Source organism: Pseudotabrizicola sp. (assembly GCF_030656345.1).
In the GTDB taxonomy this organism is placed as follows: domain Bacteria; phylum Pseudomonadota; class Alphaproteobacteria; order Rhodobacterales; family Rhodobacteraceae; genus Pseudotabrizicola.
In genome coordinates this window covers 320,135-339,263 of record NZ_JAUSNR010000026.1, presented here as the reverse complement: position 1 = coordinate 339,263, position 19,129 = coordinate 320,135, and the positions used below count along the sequence as shown (strand labels likewise).

17 protein-coding genes are annotated in these 19,129 nt (G+C 63.5%); 9 read left to right on the top strand and 8 right to left on the bottom strand.

All coding sequences use genetic code 11. The features are described 5' to 3' along the window. Positions 1-50 precede the first annotated feature (50 nt). From Q7J44_RS16840 to Q7J44_RS16830, 3 genes are all read right to left on the bottom strand, one after another. A complete protein-coding gene (locus tag Q7J44_RS16840) occupies positions 51-1,943 on the bottom strand; it encodes a propionyl-CoA synthetase (protein WP_304881849.1) in 1,893 nt (630 codons plus the stop codon). Between the two features lie 244 nt (positions 1,944-2,187). Then, a complete protein-coding gene (locus Q7J44_RS16835; protein WP_304881847.1) occupies positions 2,188-3,162 on the bottom strand; it encodes an alpha/beta hydrolase in 975 nt (324 codons plus the stop codon). Positions 3,163-3,370: 208 nt separating this feature from the next. Continuing rightward, positions 3,371-5,650, bottom strand: coding sequence for an NADP-dependent malic enzyme (locus tag Q7J44_RS16830; protein WP_304881845.1), 2,280 nt, complete (start codon positions 5,648-5,650; stop codon positions 3,371-3,373). A 139-nt stretch (positions 5,651-5,789) separates the two neighbouring features. Here Q7J44_RS16830 and Q7J44_RS16825 point away from each other — a divergent pair, with 139 nt between their 5' ends. From Q7J44_RS16825 to Q7J44_RS16795, 7 genes are all read left to right on the top strand, one after another. Then, positions 5,790-6,875 carry a cupin domain-containing protein gene (locus Q7J44_RS16825; protein ID WP_304881844.1) on the top strand — a complete coding sequence of 362 codons (1,086 nt, stop codon included), beginning with the start codon at positions 5,790-5,792 and terminating at the stop codon, positions 6,873-6,875. A gap of 64 nt (positions 6,876-6,939) precedes the next feature. Then, complete coding sequence (locus Q7J44_RS16820; RefSeq protein ID WP_304881842.1) at positions 6,940-7,332, top strand: cytidine deaminase; 393 nt, start codon at positions 6,940-6,942, stop codon at positions 7,330-7,332. Continuing rightward, a complete protein-coding gene (locus Q7J44_RS16815; RefSeq protein ID WP_304881840.1) occupies positions 7,332-8,639 on the top strand; it encodes a thymidine phosphorylase in 1,308 nt (435 codons plus the stop codon). The genes Q7J44_RS16820 and Q7J44_RS16815 overlap by 1 nt, the downstream gene beginning before the upstream one ends. Next, positions 8,639-9,835: a phosphopentomutase gene (locus Q7J44_RS16810; RefSeq protein WP_304881838.1), complete on the top strand. Its 1,197-nt coding sequence runs from the start codon at positions 8,639-8,641 to the stop codon at positions 9,833-9,835. Before Q7J44_RS16815 ends, Q7J44_RS16810 begins: the two co-directional genes overlap by 1 nt. 75 nt (positions 9,836-9,910) lie before the next feature. Continuing rightward, positions 9,911-10,882, top strand: coding sequence for an adenosine deaminase (locus Q7J44_RS16805; RefSeq protein WP_370693026.1), 972 nt, complete (start codon positions 9,911-9,913; stop codon positions 10,880-10,882). 2 nt (positions 10,883-10,884) lie between these two features. Continuing rightward, positions 10,885-11,517 (top strand): uracil phosphoribosyltransferase, encoded by a 633-nt coding sequence (upp, locus tag Q7J44_RS16800; protein ID WP_304881835.1) that lies wholly within the window; start codon positions 10,885-10,887, stop codon positions 11,515-11,517. A gap of 67 nt (positions 11,518-11,584) precedes the next feature. Next, entirely contained in the window at positions 11,585-12,718 is a 1,134-nt protein-coding gene (locus Q7J44_RS16795; RefSeq protein WP_304881833.1) for an SPOR domain-containing protein, read from the top strand. 35 nt (positions 12,719-12,753) lie between these two features. Here the strand turns inward: Q7J44_RS16795 and Q7J44_RS16790 are convergent, their stop codons facing one another. Then, positions 12,754-13,776 (bottom strand): hypothetical protein, encoded by a 1,023-nt coding sequence (locus Q7J44_RS16790; RefSeq protein ID WP_304881830.1) that lies wholly within the window; start codon positions 13,774-13,776, stop codon positions 12,754-12,756. Positions 13,777-13,952: 176 nt separating this feature from the next. On the opposite strand from Q7J44_RS16790, the gene Q7J44_RS16785 reads away from it, so the two are divergent. Further along, on the top strand, positions 13,953-14,885 hold the full coding sequence (locus tag Q7J44_RS16785; protein ID WP_304881828.1) for a DMT family transporter: 933 nt from the start codon (positions 13,953-13,955) through the stop codon (positions 14,883-14,885). A 6-nt stretch (positions 14,886-14,891) separates the two neighbouring features. Here Q7J44_RS16785 and Q7J44_RS16780 read toward each other — a convergent pair whose 3' ends face one another. Then, positions 14,892-15,467 (bottom strand): thymidine kinase, encoded by a 576-nt coding sequence (locus Q7J44_RS16780; protein ID WP_304881826.1) that lies wholly within the window; start codon positions 15,465-15,467, stop codon positions 14,892-14,894. A 300-nt stretch (positions 15,468-15,767) separates the two neighbouring features. Then, complete coding sequence (locus Q7J44_RS16775; protein WP_304881824.1) at positions 15,768-17,108, bottom strand: DEAD/DEAH box helicase; 1,341 nt, start codon at positions 17,106-17,108, stop codon at positions 15,768-15,770. Between the two features lie 294 nt (positions 17,109-17,402). Here Q7J44_RS16775 and Q7J44_RS16770 point away from each other — a divergent pair, with 294 nt between their 5' ends. Continuing rightward, a complete protein-coding gene (locus tag Q7J44_RS16770; protein ID WP_304881822.1) occupies positions 17,403-17,825 on the top strand; it encodes a BrnA antitoxin family protein in 423 nt (140 codons plus the stop codon). 92 nt (positions 17,826-17,917) lie between these two features. Here Q7J44_RS16770 and Q7J44_RS16765 read toward each other — a convergent pair whose 3' ends face one another. Both Q7J44_RS16765 and Q7J44_RS16760 read right to left on the bottom strand, forming a co-directional pair. After that, a complete protein-coding gene (locus Q7J44_RS16765) occupies positions 17,918-18,559 on the bottom strand; it encodes a hypothetical protein (protein WP_304881820.1) in 642 nt (213 codons plus the stop codon). After that, positions 18,556-19,008, bottom strand: coding sequence for a hypothetical protein (locus Q7J44_RS16760; RefSeq protein WP_304881818.1), 453 nt, complete (start codon positions 19,006-19,008; stop codon positions 18,556-18,558). Before Q7J44_RS16760 ends, Q7J44_RS16765 begins: the two co-directional genes overlap by 4 nt. Positions 19,009-19,129 lie beyond the last annotated feature (121 nt).

Genomic DNA, 19,129 nt, shown 5'->3' with positions numbered 1-19,129 from the left:
GAGCCTAGCGCAAGGCTCGCCCGCGGCCAATGGCCTTGCCGCGCAGGCCCTCAGCCTTTGGCCAGACCAAGGCTTTGCAGGGCCACCCGGATCTCGTCCAGAATCGCCGGGTCGTCGATGGTGGCGGGCATTTTCCAGGTTTTGCCATCGGCGATGCTGACCATGGTGGCGCGCAGGATCTTGCCGGACCGGGTCTTGGGCAGGCGGTCCACTACCACGGCGCGTTTGAAATCGGCCACCGGGCCGATCTTGTCGCGCATCAGCTGCACGCATTCGGCCACCACATCAGCGGGCGCGCGGTCCACGCCCTTGTTGAGGCACAGGAACCCCAGCGGCGACTGGCCCTTGAGCGCATCGGCCACCCCGATCACCGCGCATTCGGCCACATCCTTGTGCCCGGCCAGCACCTCTTCCATCGCCCCGGTGCTGAGGCGGTGCCCGGCCACGTTGATCACATCATCGGTGCGCGCCATGATGTACAGATAGCCATTGGCATCGACATAGCCCGCATCCCCGGTTTCATAATAGCCGGGGAAATGCGCCAGATACGCCTTCACAAACCGCTCTTCCGCATTCCACAGCGTCGGCAGGGTGCCGGGCGGCAGCGGCAGCTTGATCGCAATCGCGCCCAAAGTGCCGGGCGACACCTCGTGCCCGCCTTCATCCAGCACCCGCACGTCATAGCCGGGCATCGCCATCGCCGGGCTGCCGATCTTGATCGGCACCAGACCAAGCCCCAGCGGGTTGGCGGCAATCGCATAGCCGGTTTCGGTCTGCCACCAATGGTCGATCACCGGCACATTCAGATGCCGCCCGGCCCAGTCCACCGTATCGGGGTCGGCCCGTTCGCCCGCCAGAAACAGCGCCTGCATGCTGGAGGTGTCATAGTCCCTGATCAGCAGACCCTCGGGATCGTCGCGCTTGATCGCGCGCAGCGCGGTGGGGGCGGTGAAGAAGGTTTTCACCTTATGGTCGGCTATCACCCGCCAGAAGGTGCCGGCATCCGGCGTGCCGACCGGCTTGCCCTCGAACACAATCGTGGTGCAGCCTGCAATCAGCGGCGCATAGCAGATATAGCTGTGCCCGACGACCCAGCCCACATCGGACGCCGCCCAGAACACATCGCCCACGCCGCAATTGTAGATCGCCCGCATGGTCCATTGCAACGCCACCAGATGCCCCGCCGTCGGGCGCACCACGCCCTTGGGCGCCCCGGTGGTGCCGGAAGTGTACAGGATATAGGCCGGATGATTGCCCTCCACCGCCACACAGTCTGCCGGTTCGACGCCGTATTGAAAGCTGTGCCACGCCACGTCGCGCCCGTCGATCAGCTTGGCAACCTCTTGTTCGCGTTGCAGGATCACGCAGAAATCGGGCTTGTGGCTGGCCATCTCGATGGCACCGTCCAGCAGCGGCTTGTAATGCACCACACGCGACGGCTCGACGCCGCAACTGGCCGCGATGATCGCCTTTGGCTTGCAGTCATCAATACGGACCGCCAGCTCTGCCGCTGCAAAGCCGCCGAACACCACCGAATGGATCGCCCCCAGCCGGGCACAGGCCAGCATCGCCTCCAGCGCTTCGGGCACCATCGGCATGTAGATGATCACCCGGTCGCCCTTGGTGATGCCCTTGGCCTTCAGCGCCCCGGCAAGGCGTGACACACGGTCCAGCAGCTCGGCATAGGTGATGACATGCTTGGTGCCGGTGACCGGGCTGTCATGGATGATCGCAGGCTGCTTGCCGCGCCCGGCCAGCACATGCCGGTCCACCGCATTCCAGCAGGTGTTGACCATGCCGTCGGTGAACCATTCATACAGCGGCGCGCGGCTGTCGTTCAGCGCACGGGAGGGTTTGCGGTCCCAGTCAATCGCCCCCGCCGCCTCCATCCAGAAACCCTCGGGGTTGGCCTGCCATTTTGCATAGATGTCGGAATATCCCATGAACGGCGCCTCCTCCCAACGCTTGGATGTTTGTTACGGCATCGCTGGCGGATCGCGCAACGATGTTACCGCCGGACATTGGTGGGGTGCGACGAAATGTTTGCAGAAAGGAGTGAGATTGGGGTGCAAAGTTTGGCAAAGTCTCCCGGAACTGCAATTAAATGAAAGAAATGGGCTAACTTTGCAAAATTTTGGCGAATCTACCTTGTGAATGGTCTGGCTCGCCAGACCGGGCGAATTGCAGTCATTCAGATGTCGAAGTCTGCGCGATGAAGGCCGCGATGCCGGGTACAAGGTCTTCATGCAGGGGCAGGGAAGAATCTGTATATGTGGAATACGGGTTTCCTGCAGCCGACTTTTTCAGCACATGCGTTCCCCCGGCAAGGTTGATACGCTGCGCCTGCGGCATCACGGCTTCCAGCAGGTCCGCATCGTGCGGGCGAACCTGTAAATCGTCGGTGCCCTGAACAAGCAGCATGGGGCCCTGCAAATCTTTGGCAATCGCCACCGGGTCATACGAGAAAAGATCGATCATGTAGCGCTGAAGTCCTGCAGAGAACAGCGGTTGAAGGGCCGGCGTCACAGAGGCAGGATCGCGGCTCTGGCCCGCCTCGAGCCCGGTTACGATGTCTCTGAGCTCGGGCATCAGGGGCCGGTTGGCGGGATTGGCCTCAAACTGCTCGATCATGAGCTGCCCGATGGGACGCCCTGATGCCGCCAGAAGGATCAGGCCGCACAGGTTTTCCGGCGCAGTTTGTGCGGCTACAAGAGCGACGAGTCCGCCTTCGGAATGCCCGGCAAGCCAGACGCAGGGGGCGAGGCCGGACGCATGGGCCACCCAGTCGCGGACATCCTGCGCATAGGCCTCGATGGTGACATCGTTGGGATCGGCGATAGCCCCGGCGCTGCCGTAAAAGCCCCTTTTGTCGATGCGCAGCGATGTGATCCCCTGTCCGGCCAAACCTTCGGCCAGCAAGCGGTAGGCATCGGTCGAGAGACCCATCTGCGGCGCATTGCCGTCCCGGTCAGTCGGCCCCGACCCCGGAATGATGATGACGGCATCAGAAGCGCCTTCAACGGCGATCATCTCTGCCTCAAGCGGTCCTTGCGGTCCCGGAATTTGTATGGGTTCGGCCATGGCCAGCGCGGGAAAAATCAGGGGAAGAAGAGAGAGCGCGCGCATAAGATCCTTTGGCAAGTTGCTGATACCTTCAGGCAATCCGCGTTTGTCCGTCGATATCGCTCTGCGTTTCACTGCAGAGTACGCAGATTTTCGCAGGGTTGCCACCGGCTTCGGACCTATGCTCTCGCGCCATAGGGCAAAGGTCCATCAGGACCAGTTCAAAAGATAAGAAACGGTGAAAACAAAAAACCCAACCCCTTGATCTAAAAAACTTCCCCCCACTGTAACGCAGGGGGAAGCCGACTTACCCGTAATGCGCCACCGGGGTGCCTGCGATGGCGGATACGTTCAGCAGGCCCCGCGCTGTGATCGACGGGGTCACGATATGGGCCTTGTTGCCCATGCCCATCAGGATCGGCCCGACTTCCAGCCCGCCTGCCTTCATCTTCAGGATGTTGCGCACGCCCGAGGCCGCGTCGGCAGAGGCGAAGACCAGCACATTGGCCGGGCCGTCGAACCGGCCGCCCATCAGCATCCGGTCGCGCAACCCCTGATCCAGCGCCGAGTCGACGTTCATCTCGCCCTCATAGGCAAAATCGGGCTCGCGCGCGTCCAGCAGTTCCAGCGCCGCCCGCATCCGCTGCGCCTTTTCATTCTCCATGTTGCCGAACTGGCTTTGCGTGCACAGCGCCACCTTGGGTGTCAGGCCAAAGCGCCGCACATGCCGCGCAGCCCCCAGCACGGTCTGCATGATCTGCTGCGGGGTCGGCTCGGCATGAACGTGGGTGTCGGCGATGAACAGCGGGCCGTCTTCCAATATCATCAGCGACAATGCCGCCACCGGCTGCAACCCGTCGCGCGCAAGCACCTGCCGGACATAGCCCAGATGCCACAGATACTGCCCGAAGGTGCCGCAGATCATGCTGTCGGCCTCGCCGCGGTGCACCATCACCGCCGCAATCGCGGTGGTGTTGGTCCGCATGATCGCGCGGGCAATATCGGGCGACACCCCGCGCCGCGCCATCAGCTCGGCATAGGTGCCCCAGTAATCGCGGTAGCGCGGGTCGTTTTCCGGGTTGACCAGATGGAAATCGCGGCCCGGACGGATCGGCAGGCCGGCGCGTTCGCAACGCGCCTCGACCACCTCGGGCCGGCCGATCAGGATCGGCAGGTCGGTGGTTTCCTCCAGCATTGCATTGGCGGTGCGCAGCACGCGTTCATCCTCACCCTCGGCAAAGACGATCTTGCGCTCGGCGTGGCGCGCGGCTTCAAACACCGGGCGCATCAGCATGGCGGATTTGAAAACCGAGCCGTCTAGATTGGTCTTGTAGGCATCCAGATCGGCCAGGGGCCGTGTGGCCACCCCGGTTTGCATCGCGGCCTTGGCGACGGCACTGGCGACAACCCCCATCAGGCGCGGATCGAACGGTTTGGGGATCAGGTAATCGGCCCCGAACGACAGCTTTTCGCCGCTATAGGCCGCCGCCGCCTCTGCACTCGTCGTGGCGCGGGCAAGGGCGGCGATGCCTTCGATGCAGGCGATCTTCATCTCGTCGTTGATCGTGGTCGCCCCCACATCCAGCGCACCGCGGAAGATGAAGGGGAAACACAACACGTTGTTGACCTGATTGGGAAAGTCCGACCGGCCCGTGGCGATGATCGCGCCGGGCGCAACAGCGCGCGCCAGATCGGGCTGGATTTCCGGGTTCGGGTTGGCAAGCGCGAAAATGATCGGGTTGGGGGCCATTTTGGCCACCATATCCTGCGTCAGAACGCCGGGCCCGGACAGGCCAAGGAACAGGTCTGCGCCTTCGATCACATCGGCCAGCGTGGCGGGGCTGCTGCCTTGGGCAAACGCCTCTTTCTGCGGGGTCATCTGGGCGGTGCGGCCGTTGTAGACCAGACCTTCCAGATCGCAGAGCCAGATGTTCTCGCGCCGGACCCCCAGCTTGACCAGCATCTCAAGGCAGGCGATGCCCGCCGCCCCGCCGCCGGTGGAGACGATTTTGATCTGATCAAAGCGTTTGCCTGCGATAATCATCGCATTGGTGGCGGCGGCCCCCACCACGATGGCAGTGCCGTGCTGGTCGTCGTGGAACACCGGGATGTTCATCCGCTCGCGGCACAGTTGTTCAACGATGAAGCAATCGGGGGCCTTGATATCCTCCAGATTGATCGCGCCAAAGGTCGGCTCCAGCGCGCAGACGATATCGGCCAGTTTTTCGGGGTCAGCCTCGTTCAGCTCGATGTCAAAGCAGTCGATATTGGCGAATTTCTTGAACAGAACCGCCTTGCCCTCCATCACGGGTTTGGAGGCGAGGGCACCGATGTTGCCAAGGCCAAGCACCGCCGTGCCGTTGGTGACCACCGCCACAAGGTTCCCGCGTGAGGTATAGCGCGATGCGGTGGAGGGGTCGGCCTTGATTTCCAGACAGGCCTCGGCCACGCCGGGGGAATAGGCGCGGCTCAGGTCGCGGCCGTTGGCCAGTGGCTTGGTCGCGCGGATTTCCAGCTTTCCGGGTTTGGGAAATTCATGATAATCCAGCGCCGCCTGACGGGCGTTGTCCTGACGCACTTCTTCCATTTTCGCCTCCCGAAAAATTTGGTTTAGCCTTAAACCATTTATTTTGATCCGCCAACCGGGTGAGTGCACCAACGATGCCGCGGCGGCTTGCAAATTTCGCATGTCCGCACCAGCATGGCGGCAAAATCCGGGGAAATCCATGACCGAGACGCGCGCTGAAATTCTTCTGTCCACGCAGGAACTGCGCAATGACCTGCCGTTTTACACCAAGGTGCTGGGGATGCGGCTGGATATGATCTATCCCGCCGACGACCCCGAGGTGGCGGTGCTGTCGGGCCACGGGCTGCGCCTGCGCATCCGGAAGGGTGCCGACACGCCACCGGGCACGCTGCGTATTCTGACGGAAGACCCCGATGCGTTTGCCGGCGGGCAGCGCGTTCTGACCGCGCCCAACGGCACGCGGGTGGAGATTGACGAGATCAATCCCCCGCTGGTTCTGCCGCAGACCGAGCATGCTTTTGTGGTGCGCCGTCTGGCCGATCAGGCCCCTTGGGTGATTGGCCGCGCCGGGATGCACTACCGCGATCTGGTGCCCAGCCGGTTGGGCGGGGCAATGATCGCCAGCCATATCCGCATTCCCGATGGCGGCCCGGTGCCCGATATGGTGCATTTCCACCGGGTCGGGTTTCAGCTGATCTTCTGCATCAGGGGCTGGGTTGATGTGGTCTATGAAGATCAGGGCGGGCCGATCCGGTTGCAGGCAGGCGACTGCTTCATCCAGCCGCCGGAAATCCGCCACCGGGTGCTGGAGGCGAGCGACGGGATCGAGGTGATCGAGATCGGCGTGCCTGCCGAGCATGTGACCGAGATTGACCATGACATGACGCTGCCCACCCCGCATCTGCGGCCTGACCGCGAATGGCAGGGTCAGCGCTTTGTGTTCAACCGGGGCAGCGACGGGGCGTTTGGGCCATCGCGCCTGCCGGGCTTTGTCGCGCGCGATACCACGATCAACGCGAACACCGGCGGCGTGGCCAGCGTGATGGTGCTGCGGCCGGGTGGCGCAGCCGCGCCCTGGACGCGGCATGACGGTGACATTCTGTTCACCTTTGTCAAGGCAGGCGAAATGACGCTGGAGGGCGAGGGCAAAGAGCCGTTCCGCTTGTCGCCCGGGGATGCCTTTGTCATTCCGCCGGGCATGGCGACGCGCTATGCTGATCCGACCGCAGATCTGGAACTGCTGGAGGTGTCTTTGCCGGGTGACCCCGCCACCACCGTTCTGTAACCTTGCGCTTTGCGCGGTGCGCGCCCACACTTCCTGACCCATTGCTCAAGACCCGAGGCCCAAGATGACCCTTTTGCAAGCTGCCACCGATGTTCGCCTGCGGGCCTATGCGCCCTATTCCCGGTTTCTGGTCGGTGCCGCGCTGCGCAGCCCTTCTGGTGCGGTATATGTCGGCTGCAATGTGGAAAACGTGGCATACCCTGAGGGCACCTGCGCCGAGGCGGGCGCGATTGCCGCGATGATTGCCGGGGGCGATACCCGGATTGCCGAGCTGTTCGTGATCGCCGACAGCCCCGATCCGGTGCCGCCCTGTGGCGGCTGCCGCCAGAAGATCGCGGAATTTGCTGATGCGGGCGTCAAGGTCACGCTGTGCACCACCGATGGCAAGCAGCGCACCCTGACGGTGGGGGACCTGCTGCCCGGCGTGTTCACCGCCGCCCATATGGACCGCGCCTGATGGATGCGCGCAGCATCGTAGCGCAGGTGCGGGATGGCACGACGCCTTCGGCTGATGCGCTTGCGTGGTTTGCCCAAGGGCTGGCCTCCGGCACGGTGACCGACGCGCAGGCCGGGGCCTTTGCCATGGCGGTGCTGCTGCGCGGGCTGTCGGAAGAGGGGCGGGTGGCGCTGACGCGCGGGATGCGTGACTCTGGGCGGGTCATGGAGTGGGATTTGCCCGGCCCGGTGCTGGACAAGCATTCCACCGGCGGGATCGGCGATTGCGTGTCCTTGCTGCTGGCCCCGGCGCTTGCAGCCTGTGGGGCCTATGTGCCGATGATCTCTGGGCGCGGGTTGGGGCATACCGGGGGCACGCTGGACAAGCTGGAGGCCATCCCGGGGTTCCGCACCGGACTGTCCGAGGATCATCTGCGCCGCCAGATGACCGGCGTGCATTGTGCCATCGTGGCGGCCAGCGCCGACCTCGCCCCCGCCGACCGGCGGCTGTATGCGATCCGCGATGTGTCGGGGACGGTGGAAAGCATCGACCTGATCACTGCGTCGATCCTGTCGAAAAAGCTGGCGGCGGGGCTGGAGGGGCTGGTGCTGGATGTCAAATGCGGATCGGGCGCGTTCATGAAGACGCCGGAACGGGCCGAGGCTTTGGCGCGCGCGCTGGTCAGCACGGCGCAGGGCGCGGGCTGCATGACCACGGCGCTGATCACCGATATGTCGCAGCCGCTTGCCACGGCGGCGGGCAACGCGCTGGAGGTGATCGAGGTGATGGAGACGCTGACCGGCACATCCGTCAACGCGGCGCTGTGGGATCTGACCTGCGCTTTGGGCGGTGAGGCCCTGGCGCTTGGTGGCCTCGCGGCGGATGCTGAAGACGGGGCCGGGCGCATCGCGCAGGCGCTGGAATCGGGTGCTGCGGCAGAGGTGTTCGGCCGCATGGTCGCGGCACAGGGCGGGCCTGCGGACTTTGTCGAACGCTGGCCCGACCGGCTGCCTGCAGCACCTGTGGTGCGGGAAGTGCCCGCACTGGATGATGGGTTCATCGCGCATATTGATGGCGAGGCTTTGGGCCATGCGGTGGTGCATCTGGGGGCCGGGCGTCTGCGCGAAGGCGACAAGGTTCACCCGGCGGTGGGTCTGTCCGACCTGATCGGGCTGGGGGAAGAAATCGGGGCCGGGGTGCCTTTGGCCATGGTTCATGCGGCGACGGAAGAGGCGGCGGATGCGGCGGTGCGCGCGGTGCAGGCGGCCTACCGCGTCGGCACCTCGGTGCTGGAGGAAGGCCCGCTTGTGATGAAGCGGATCACCTGATGGCGCGCGCGTTTCTGATTGTGCTGGATTCTGTCGGCTGCGGCGGTGCGCCCGATGCGGCCGAGTTTTGCGATGCCGGGGCCAATACGCTGGCCCATATCGCGCAGGCCTGTGCGGACGGCCGGGCTGATACAGGCCGCAGCGGGGCGCTGCGGATGCCCAATCTTGACGCGTTGGGGCTGGGGGCGGCGGTAAAGCTGGCCTCTGGCGTGGAGGCCCCGGGGCTTGGGGCCGCGCCCGCCGGGCTGTGGGGGGCCGCGACCGAAGTGTCGCGCGGCAAGGACACACCCTCGGGCCATTGGGAGCTGGCGGGGGTGCCGGTGCCGTGGGACTGGACCTATTTTCCCACCGAAGGCCCTGCCTTTGCGCCCGATCTGGTGGCCGAGGTCTGCCGTCTGGCGGGAACAGATGGCATCCTTGGCAACTGCCACGCCTCTGGCGTGCCGATCATCGCTGCGCATTGCGAGGCGCATCTGCGCAGTGGCTGGCCGATCTGCTACACCTCTGCCGATTCCGTGTTCCAGATCGCCGCGCATGAAGAGGTGTTCGGGCTGGACCGTCTGCTGAAGCTGTGTGAGGGTCTGGCCCCGACGCTGCACGCGATGCGGGTGGGCCGGGTCATCGCGCGGCCTTTCACGGGCAGTTGCGGTGATTTCAGGCGCACCGCAAACCGCCGCGATTATGCGATTGCCCCGCCTGCGCCGACTCTGCTGGACTGGGTGGCCGGGCAGGGGCGGATGACCCATGCGGTTGGCAAGATCGGCGACATCTTTTCCATGCGCGGCATCAAGGCCCTGCACAAAGGCAAATCCGACGCTGAGCTTTTCGAACATCTGGTGCGGCTGGGGGTCGACGCGCAACCCGGTTCCTTGACCTTTGCAAACTTTGTCGAGTTTGACAGCCTGTATGGTCACCCGCGCGATGTGGCGGGCTACGCCCGCGCGCTGGAGTGGTTCGATGCCAACCTGCCGCGCTTTCTGGCCAGCCTTGGCCCCGGTGATCTGGCACTCTTTACCGCCGACCACGGCAATGACCCGACCTTTCCCGGCACCGAGCACACCCGTGAACGGGTGCCGGTGATTGGCCACGGCCTTGGGATGCGGCCCATCGGTCTGCGCGCCTTTGCAGATGTGGGGGCAAGTGTGGCAGCGCATCTGGGAGTGCGTGCCGCCGCGCCGGGCGACAGCTTTCTCTGACCAGGCAGAAGCGGGGGCCAGCCCCCGCACCCCCGGAGTATTTTTGTCAAGATGAACGAGAAGGACGCGAGAGCCATGATACCCAAAGTCGAGTTGCACCTGCATCTGGAAGGGGCAGCGCCCCCGGCGTTCATCCGCGGGTTGGCATCGGAGAAGCGGCTGGATATCGCGGGCATTTTTGATGAGCACGGGCATTATCAGTACACCGATTTCTGGGATTTCCTCAAGGTCTATGAGGCTGCAACCTCGGCGCTGAAATCACCCGAAGACTATGCCCGCCTGACGCTGGCGGTGCTGGAGGAAAGTGCGGCCAGCGGTGTGGTCTACTCTGAAACCTTCCTCTCGCCCGATTTCTGCGGCGGGCGTGACATCGGGGCCTGGCGCGAATATCTGCATGCGATCCGTGAGGCGGCGGATCAGGCGGAACGGACGATGGGCATCACCCTGCGCGGTATCATCACCTGCATCCGGCATTTCGGCCCGGAAAAGGCCCGCGAGGTTGCGCGCTGTGCCGCCGATACGGCGGGCGACTGGATTGTGGGCTTCGGCATTGCGGGGGATGAAAAGGTGCTGACGCCAAAGGATTACTTGTGGTCGTTTGACTGCGCGCGTGAGGCCGGATTGCGCCTGACCGCCCATGCCGGGGAATGGGGCGGGCCCCAGTCCGTGCGCGATGCGGTGAATGATCTGGGCGTCGAACGGATCGGCCACGGGGTGCGCGCGATTGAGGATCTGGCGCTGGTGGATGAACTGGCCGAGCGCGGCATCGTGCTGGAGGTCTGCCCCGGATCGAACGTGGCTTTGGGGCTTTACCCCGACTGGCGCAGCCATCCGATTGGCCAGCTTTATGACCGGGGCGTCAAGGTGACCGTCAGCACCGATGATCCGCCGTTTTTCCACACCACCATGGAACGGGAGTTTGAGGAGCTGCACCGCGCCTTTGACTGGGATGACGGGGTTTTCAGGACGCTGAACCGCACTGCGCTTGACGCCGCCTTCTGTGATGCCGATACACGCGCACGTATCGCCAAACTTCTGGAGGCCTGACCATGCTGGACCATCTGACCGTCGTTTCGCACCCGTTGGTCCAGCACAAGCTGACCCTGATGCGGGAAAAGGACACTTCTACCGCGTCATTCCGGCAGCTCTTGCGGGAGATATCCCTGCTGCTGGCCTATGAGGTCACGCGCGAACTGCCGATGACCACCAAGCGGATCGACACCCCGCTGGAACCGATGGACGCCCCGGTGATCGAGGGCAAGAAGCTGGCGCTGATCTCTATCCTGCGGGCAGGGAACGGGCTGTTGGATGGTATTCTGGAGCTGATCCCGGCGGCGCGGGTGGGGTTTGTCGGTCTGTACCGCGACCCCGAGACGCTGCAGCCGGTGCAGTATTACTTCAAGGTGCCGACACAGCTCGAAGACCGGGTGTGCATCGTGGTCGATCCGATGCTGGCGACCGGCAATTCTTCGGCGGCGGCGGTGCAGTTGCTGAAGGACAACGGCGCGAAAAACCTGCGCTTTTTGTGCCTGCTGGCCGCGCCCGAAGGCATCAAGCGGATGCAGGAGGCGCATCCCGATGTGCCCATCGTCACAGCTTCGGTCGATAGCCATTTGAATGATCACGGTTATATCGTCCCGGGGCTAGGGGATGCGGGTGACCGGATGTTCGGCACCAAATAGCGGGTTTATCCCTTTACTCGGAAACAATATTATTCCAGTATCCCCCATAAGCTACTTGGGGGTAGTCATGGTGTTGAGATGGGTTCCGGCCGCCGTTCTGGCGGTCGTGGCTGGGTTGAGTGTTGCCAATGCTCAGTCGGCCGGTGATTTTGGTGGTCCGCGTGAACTGCCGCCTGCGTCCTTTTCCGGACAGCAATATGTGGACAGCCGGGGCTGTGTGTTCCTGCGCGCCGGGTTGTCGGGGCGCACCAACTGGGTGCCACGCGTCAGCAGCAACCGCGCGCCGCTGTGCGGCTACCCGCCGACCTTCGGGAACAATCAGGTTGCCATTGTCGAACCTGCACCAAGCGCGAATCCGGCACCCGATGCCGCAGCCAGCGCCGCCCCCGTGCGCACGCAGCAGGCCCCGCGCGTTGTGGCCCCCGCCGGCACTGTGCCCGCACCCGCCGTTCCGGCGGCGCGGATCGTGCAGCAGCCCCGGCCAGAGCCGCAGCGCCAGATCGCAGAGCGGGTGGCGACGACCGGCACCCGGGGCACCATCGGCTGCTACACCACTGCGCCGGTGGCAGAGCGCTTTCGCCTGCGAAACGGTGGCAGCATCGTGCTGTGCACCCGTGGTGACGGCGATATTGCCCATGCCCGCGCGCCGCGTGTGCTGGCCGGGGTGGCTGCCATTGCACCATCAGGCTATCTGGAAGGGCCTGATCCGGCGGCGCATGTGGGCCAACGCCAGGTGCAGCGCACAACCGCCGCGGCAGAGCCGCAGGTTATTCCCAAAGGCTACCGCGCGGCGTTTACCGATGACCGGCTGAACCCCAACCGTGCCAAGGGCACGCAGCAGGGCTGGGCGCAGCAGGATCAGATCTGGACCCGCGAGGTTCCCGCCCGGCTGGTTGCAGATGTCGCAAAGGAACAGGGCAAGCCCGTTGCCACGCCCAAGGTCTACGCCTCGACCAAATCGGAACCGGCTGCCTCGGGGCGCAGCTTTGTGCAGGTCGGCACCTTTGGTGAGGCATCGAATGCCGATGGGGCGTCCTCGCGTCTGGCGGGCCTCGGGCTGCCGGTGGCGCGGTCCAGGATCTCCAGCAAGGGCAAGCCGATGCAGATCGTCTTTGCCGGGCCGTTCGGATCGCGGGCGGAGGCGCAGGCCGCTTTGAACGCCGCGCGGCGGGCCGGGTTCGGCGACGCGTTCATCCGTTAAGGCAACAGGGCTGCGGCGCTGCCGCAGCCTTCGCGTCAGCCCGTGGCGCAGATATCCTGCAGGCTGACCCAATCGCCATCTGCCATCAGCGGTTCCGGGATCAGCCCGGCCAGCGGATCAGCCTCGATCAGACCGATGGTCGTCTCGCCGCTCGGGTCAATCGCATAGGCATAAGGCCCTGACGACAGGCCCGCCGATTTGAACCGGGCGAGTGCCACATCGTCGGGCACGGCAACCGCCTTGTTTTGCAACAGAACCTCGCCGTAGCCCGCCACCGCGCTGCTGGGCAACGTGCCCGATGTCAGAAGGCGGAAGGTCGCGGTCAGCCCTGCATGCCGCAGCACCGGCAGGATCGGATCGCGCGCTTCGGCCCGCAGACGTTCCATCAGCGCCAGTCCCGCCAGAACCTCGGGGCCGCCTTCATCTTCCACCAGATTGCGACCGATCAGGATGATCCCGCTGGGCAGATGCGCGGCCCCGGTCAGCCCGTCACGCAGGATCAGGATCTGCGCCCTATGCGGGCCAAAAAGCTTGTCGCTCAGCGTGGTCAGGGCAAAGGTGCCCAAAGGGCTTGTGCAGGGCGACCCGGTCAACCGCTGCACATCGGCCAGGGCCGCCTGACCGATTGCCGCCCGCGTTGCTGCGGGCAGGACCGATGCGGTGTGTTTGATCAGGGCCTCGGGCAGCCAGAAAATTCCCAGCGCCAGCACCAGAACCGTGCCCGACCCCAGCAGAACCCCCCGCAACCGCCCGGGTTTGGGCCGTTGCCCGGCAATCGCGTTGCGAACGGTTTCCAGCGCGGCAATCATGTCGCTGTCATCAAGTTCCAGCGTCTCAATCGCTTCGGCACCAGGGGCGAAAACGGCTGGCAATTCCCCCGGATTGACCCGCTCGATCGCGGGCAAGGACCAGTGACTGAGCGCGGTTTCACTTTTGGGATCTGACAGCACCAGCGTCGCCTCACGGAACGCCACCACGACCTCGCGCCGCTGTGCCAGCGGGCTGTCGCGCCAGAGCCCGCTGCTTTCCAGCCGGGTGTATTTTTTCAAAGCCGTCATGGCGCGCGGTGCCTTGCCTGTCATGCGGCGACAGTAGACCAAGGCCGTTCGGGCCACAATCACCCGACTGCATGCTGCGCAGGCCTTTGCAGGGGCCGGAACGTGCGGCAGGTGTCGCTTTCCGGCGCGCAGGGCGGGGTGGAGTGGGGTTCAACAAGACAAAGAAGGATGCCCCGATGCCCAGCGTGACCCAAGACCGCACACTTGCCGCTGCCGGGTTGCTTTGCGGCTATGCGATGCTGATCGGTTTTACCGACAACTACGTCCGGGTCATCGCGCAGGATCATGGCTTGTGGCAGTTTCACCTGACCCGCACGGTGATGGCGCTGTTGCTGCTGGGGCTGGCGGTGCCGCTGCTGGGTTTGCGGCTGCGGGCGGTCAACCGCCGGGCGGTGCTGGCGCGCAGTCTGATCCACGGGATGGCGATGCTGATCTATTTCGGCGCATTGGCGTTTCTGCCTGTCGCCATCGTGGCTGCAGGGCTGTTCACCGCGCCGATCTTTGTGCTGCTGATCTCGCGCTTTGCCTATGGCCATGCAATTGGCCCGGTGCGGATTCTGGCGGTCGCTGTGGGATTTGTCGGGGTGATTCTGGTGCTTGGGCCAGAGGCAATGTCGGGGGCCTCGGCCGCCGCGATGCTGCCGGTGCTGGCGGGGGCGCTGTATGCGCTTGGCAATGTGGCCACGCGCGAATGGTGCCCGGAGGAGAGCGCCGAAACTTTGGTGGCCGGGTTCTTCGCTGTTCTGGGGGTGTTCGGGGCAGTGGGGATGGCACTGCTGACCCTGCTGCCGCTGGTGGCACCCGTTGGGCCGGACGGGTTTCTGATGCGCGGCTGGGTCTGGCCGACAGGGCCGTTCCTGCTGTGGACCTTTGTGCAGGCGGCGGGGTCGCTGCTTGGCGTGGGCCTGATGATCCGCGCCTATCAGATCACCGATGCGGGGCGGGCGTCGGTGATCGAATATGTCATCCTGCCGGCCTCGGCCTTCTGGTCATGGATGCTTTGGGGCGAATTGCTGGCCCCGATGGCGGTGGGGGGCATGGTGCTGATCGTGGCTGCAGGCAGCATGATCGCGCTGCGGGCGCGCGCGGGCGAGCCTGTTGCGCCGTGATGCGGGTCAGCCGACCGCCTCACGCCAGTGGCGGCGGCACAGGCTGACATAGGTTTCATTGCCGCCGATCACCACCTGATCGCCATCGCGCAGCGCCCGGCCATCGGGGCCTTTGCGCACCACCATCGTGGCCTTCTTCCCGCAATGGCAGATCGTGCGGACTTCGCGCATCTCATCCGCCCAGGCTAGCAAGGCAGCCGAGCCGGGAAACAATTGCCCTTGAAAATCAACGCGCAAGCCATAGCACATCACCGGCACCGACAGGTCATCGACCGCGCAGGCCAGTTGCCAGACCTGCTGTTTCGACAGGAATTGCGCCTCGTCAATGAACACGCAGGCCACCGGGCCAAGACTGATCCGCGCCTTCAGCTTGGCGAACATGTCTTCGTCGGGGGCAAAGGTATCAGCCGGGTCGCCGATGCCGATGCGACTGGCGATGCGGCCCATCCCGGCGCGGGTGTCGAATTGCGCGGTGATCAGATAGGTGTCCATCCCGCCTTCGCGGTAGTTATGCGCGGCCTGCAACAGCAGGGTCGATTTGCCGGCATTCATCGTGGAATAGTGGAAGTAGAGCTTTGCCATGGCAAATCCCCTATCCGATTCCCGCAACGGCCTGCAAGCGCAGGCTTGGCGGGTCGGGGCCCAGATCGCCCGGCTGGCAGATGCCGGGGGAGCGGCGTGAAGGGTGGGCCTGCCGTGCTTTGGCCCATAGGCCAAGGGACGGCAGGCCCCCTACTCACACCAATGCTGGGGACATCGGCCACTCGGTACAGATCCGGAACACAACCCGGTGATCTCTTGTGCCCGAAAATTGGTTTCCAACTCGTTAACGCAAAGCCGCGGACGCCTCTTTTCGGTTGAAAAAACCAAGGCCATCCGGGCTTAGCTGGTGCGGCGTTGCCCGGCGGGTTTGCCACCTTCGGCGCGGCGCGGGGTGTTGCCGCCGCCCATCGGCTTGGCTTTGGCGGCGGGGCGGCCCTGCTGCGGCTTTGACCCGGCAGGTTTGCCCCCCTGCGGGCGCCCCCCTTGCGGGCGGGCCGGGCGTTGGCCACGGTTCTGGCCGGGTTTGGGGGCGGCTGCCACCATATCAGCCGACCACGGCGCGCCACCCAGAATCGGCAGCGGCTTTTTCAGCAGCTTTTCAATCGCTTGCAGCTCGCCCATCTCTGCCGGAGCGCAGAAGCTGACCGAGGTGCCTTCAGCCCCGGCGCGCGCGGTGCGGCCGATGCGGTGGACGTAATTTTCGGGCACGTTGGGCATGTCGAAGTTATACACGTGACGCACTGTCGGAATATCAATGCCGCGCGCGGCGACATCGGTGGCCACCAGCACATCAAGCTCGCCATTGCGGAATTCGGTCAGGGTGCGGTCGCGTTGGCTTTGCGACTTGTTGCCGTGGATCGAGCCTGCCTTGAAGCCCCAGCCCGCCAGCAATTTCATCAGCTTTTCCGAGCCATGCTTGGTGCGGCCAAAGACAAGTGCCTGCTCTGTCGGGTGTTTTTTCAGGTAGTCTTCCAGAACGCGGGCCTTGTCGCCGTTGGGCAGGAAGTGCACGCCTTGCGTCACCTTGTCGGCGGTTTTGCCGGCGGTAGTGACCTGAACCCGGACCGGATCGCGCAGGTAAGTGTCTGCGATTTCAGAGATATCCTTGGGCATCGTGGCCGAGAACAGCATGGTCTGACGCTTCAGCGGGATGTGCTTGGCAATCTTGCGCAAGCTGTGGATGAAGCCCATGTCGAGCATGTGGTCGGCCTCGTCCAGCACCAGATAGCCGCACTGGTCAAGCTTGACATCGCCACGCTCCAAAAGGTCGATCAGACGGCCCGGGGTGGCGACCAGAACGTCGCTGCCCTTGGACAGCGCCTGGGCCTGACGGAACAGCGATGCGCCGCCCACCACCATGGTCACCTTGACCGGCGTTCCTTTGGTAAAGACTTCCAGGTTGTCCTTGATTTGCAAGGTTAATTCCCGGGTCGGCGCCAGGATCAGGGCGCGCACGTTCTTGGGCCCCGGCGGGTGGCCGATATCCAGCAGGCGGTGCAGCAGCGGCAGGCCGAAGGCCGCCGTTTTGCCGGTGCCGGTCTGGGCCAGACCCATCAGGTCACGGCCCGCCATGATATAGGGGATCGCCTGCGCCTGAATGGGCGTCGGCGTCTGCAGGTTGGTTTTCTCAAGCGCTTTCAAAAGCTTCGGGCTTAGCCCGAGGTCAGCAAAGGTGGTCATGTGGATCGTTCCATCAAACAAAAAGCAGGCGGTCCTCGCCCCCCGACAAATCGGGTGACCGTGCGCGCCGTCGGCGCCCCTGCGTGATGGTGGGAACCTTTATCCGGGCCTTTCGGTGCTCACGCGGCACGGGCTTCGGATTGGGGGGAGATGAGGGTTTTTGCGGCAGAAGTCAAGGGTCTGGTTTGGGTATGGTCTGCGTATGGGCGACGTATGGCCAACGTCATGACCTGCGTGCGCACCGTTTACCGGGCTTTCGCGCGGTTGGGGCAGGGTGGCGGCAGGAGGTGCGACATGACCAAAGCCGATGACACCCGCAAAGCCAGCTATCACCGGATGGCCGAGGGCCTGCGCGATCTGGAACGCGCGCTGCACTGGCCCGCAAAGGGTGCCGGGGCGGTGCCCGAGGAATGGCACGCGATTGCCCAAGGCGTGGGCGCGGGCCGCAAGGTCAAGCTGACGCTGTGGGTCGAGGCCGATGTGCTGCGGTTCTTCCGCAGTCTGGGCAAGGGCCACACCACCCGGATGGCCGAGGTGCTGTCCACCTTCATGCACGCCCGGCTGGCGGGGGTGGTGAAGGGACCGGAGGATGTGGATTATTCCGCGCCGTACCGGACGGAGGAGGAGCGGGCGGCACTGGCGGAGCGGCAGCGGGGCTATGACGCGGCGTTGGCGGCGGATCTGGAGACGTTGAAGCGGGTGACGCGTGGGGGATGAGGGGGGGTGGAGGCCGTGGTGCGTCAACCCGGCCGGGGTGGGGGGAAGGGAATTAGCCTAGGTACTACCCACAAGCTTTACCGCAACGCGCATTATTGAACTTCACCGAACAGACGAGTCGCAATTGTGCCCACCGACACCAGCGTCGAAACTTGGTCAATAAGCACCTTAAACTGCTCAGGCCGACTCTCTTGCATGCTGAGGAAATTCTCCGCAACAAAGCGAGATAACGCATCACAATGGCTTGCTGCTGCAAGAAGCACGTCGCGCCGCGTAAGCTCTGACAGGCCTTGTATGTTGGACTGTGTTAGTTCAATTTGAAATCTTGCTGTCGGGCTGAGGTTGTTAGAGACCAGAGCATCAGCTGACTCCTGAACAAGTTGAAACCAGGTTAAAAAAACAAACAGATCTTCTGTCGGTATCGAATCCGAAATAACTAACTGATCTTGAGAAAAAGTTGCTTCTGATAGCACTGTGAACTCATTTGATGCGTTTCGAAGAAAATCCTCCGTTAGTCGAAGATGTCCGTTTGCAGTATCGTAAGAGCGAAACTCCGCGTCCCTCAATGCAGTGAACAGTTGGATGGCAGAACTCACCAGTGCAGCACTTGCCTTTCGAGACTCCTCATCGGCCTCAGCCGGGAAGTTAATATTGAAGGGATTCTCTGCCTTCGCCTCAATCGGCACTAGAAGCACAGCTAAAAACGAAGTCAGAAAAAATAATAGCATTTTCATTCTGGACTACACCATGATTGCTTCATTTTAATTCTCTCTGCTCCATATTTTTTAGCGTTTACCTGTAAATCCCAGAAATCTTGAACACTTTTAAAGCTAAACCATGAACAAAAGTCGCGAGCCATCTCATCTTCAAATCTATCAGACAAGCTACCGCCTCTGGCATGTTGGTAAACTGAATGGTAAAAATTAAAACCTAGCCCTAGCCCAACGAGTGTTCTTCGTCGATCAGATTCGGTGCAGTCAGGCGCTCCGTTGAGACAGCTTGCAAAAAGTCGATCTGACAGAGTAGCAGCCATTTCGCGGGCGTCAGCACGAATTGCGTATTCGTTGGCCGCCTGCAACTGAAGACGCGTTGCCGAAATTTGACATACGGTCAGATAAAAGCCAGCGCTAGCAACCAACGTGGCTGCAACTGTGGCATACGAACTGACGGCAACATAGTTCATGCTATACCCCGCAGCTTCAAATTTTTACAAAAAATACCCAATTTTGCAAGTGAAGAAGCACCAGGGTGCTGCGCTGTCGCTCGCCTCGCCACATGAATCGAAAAATTGTAGGGCGGGGTTC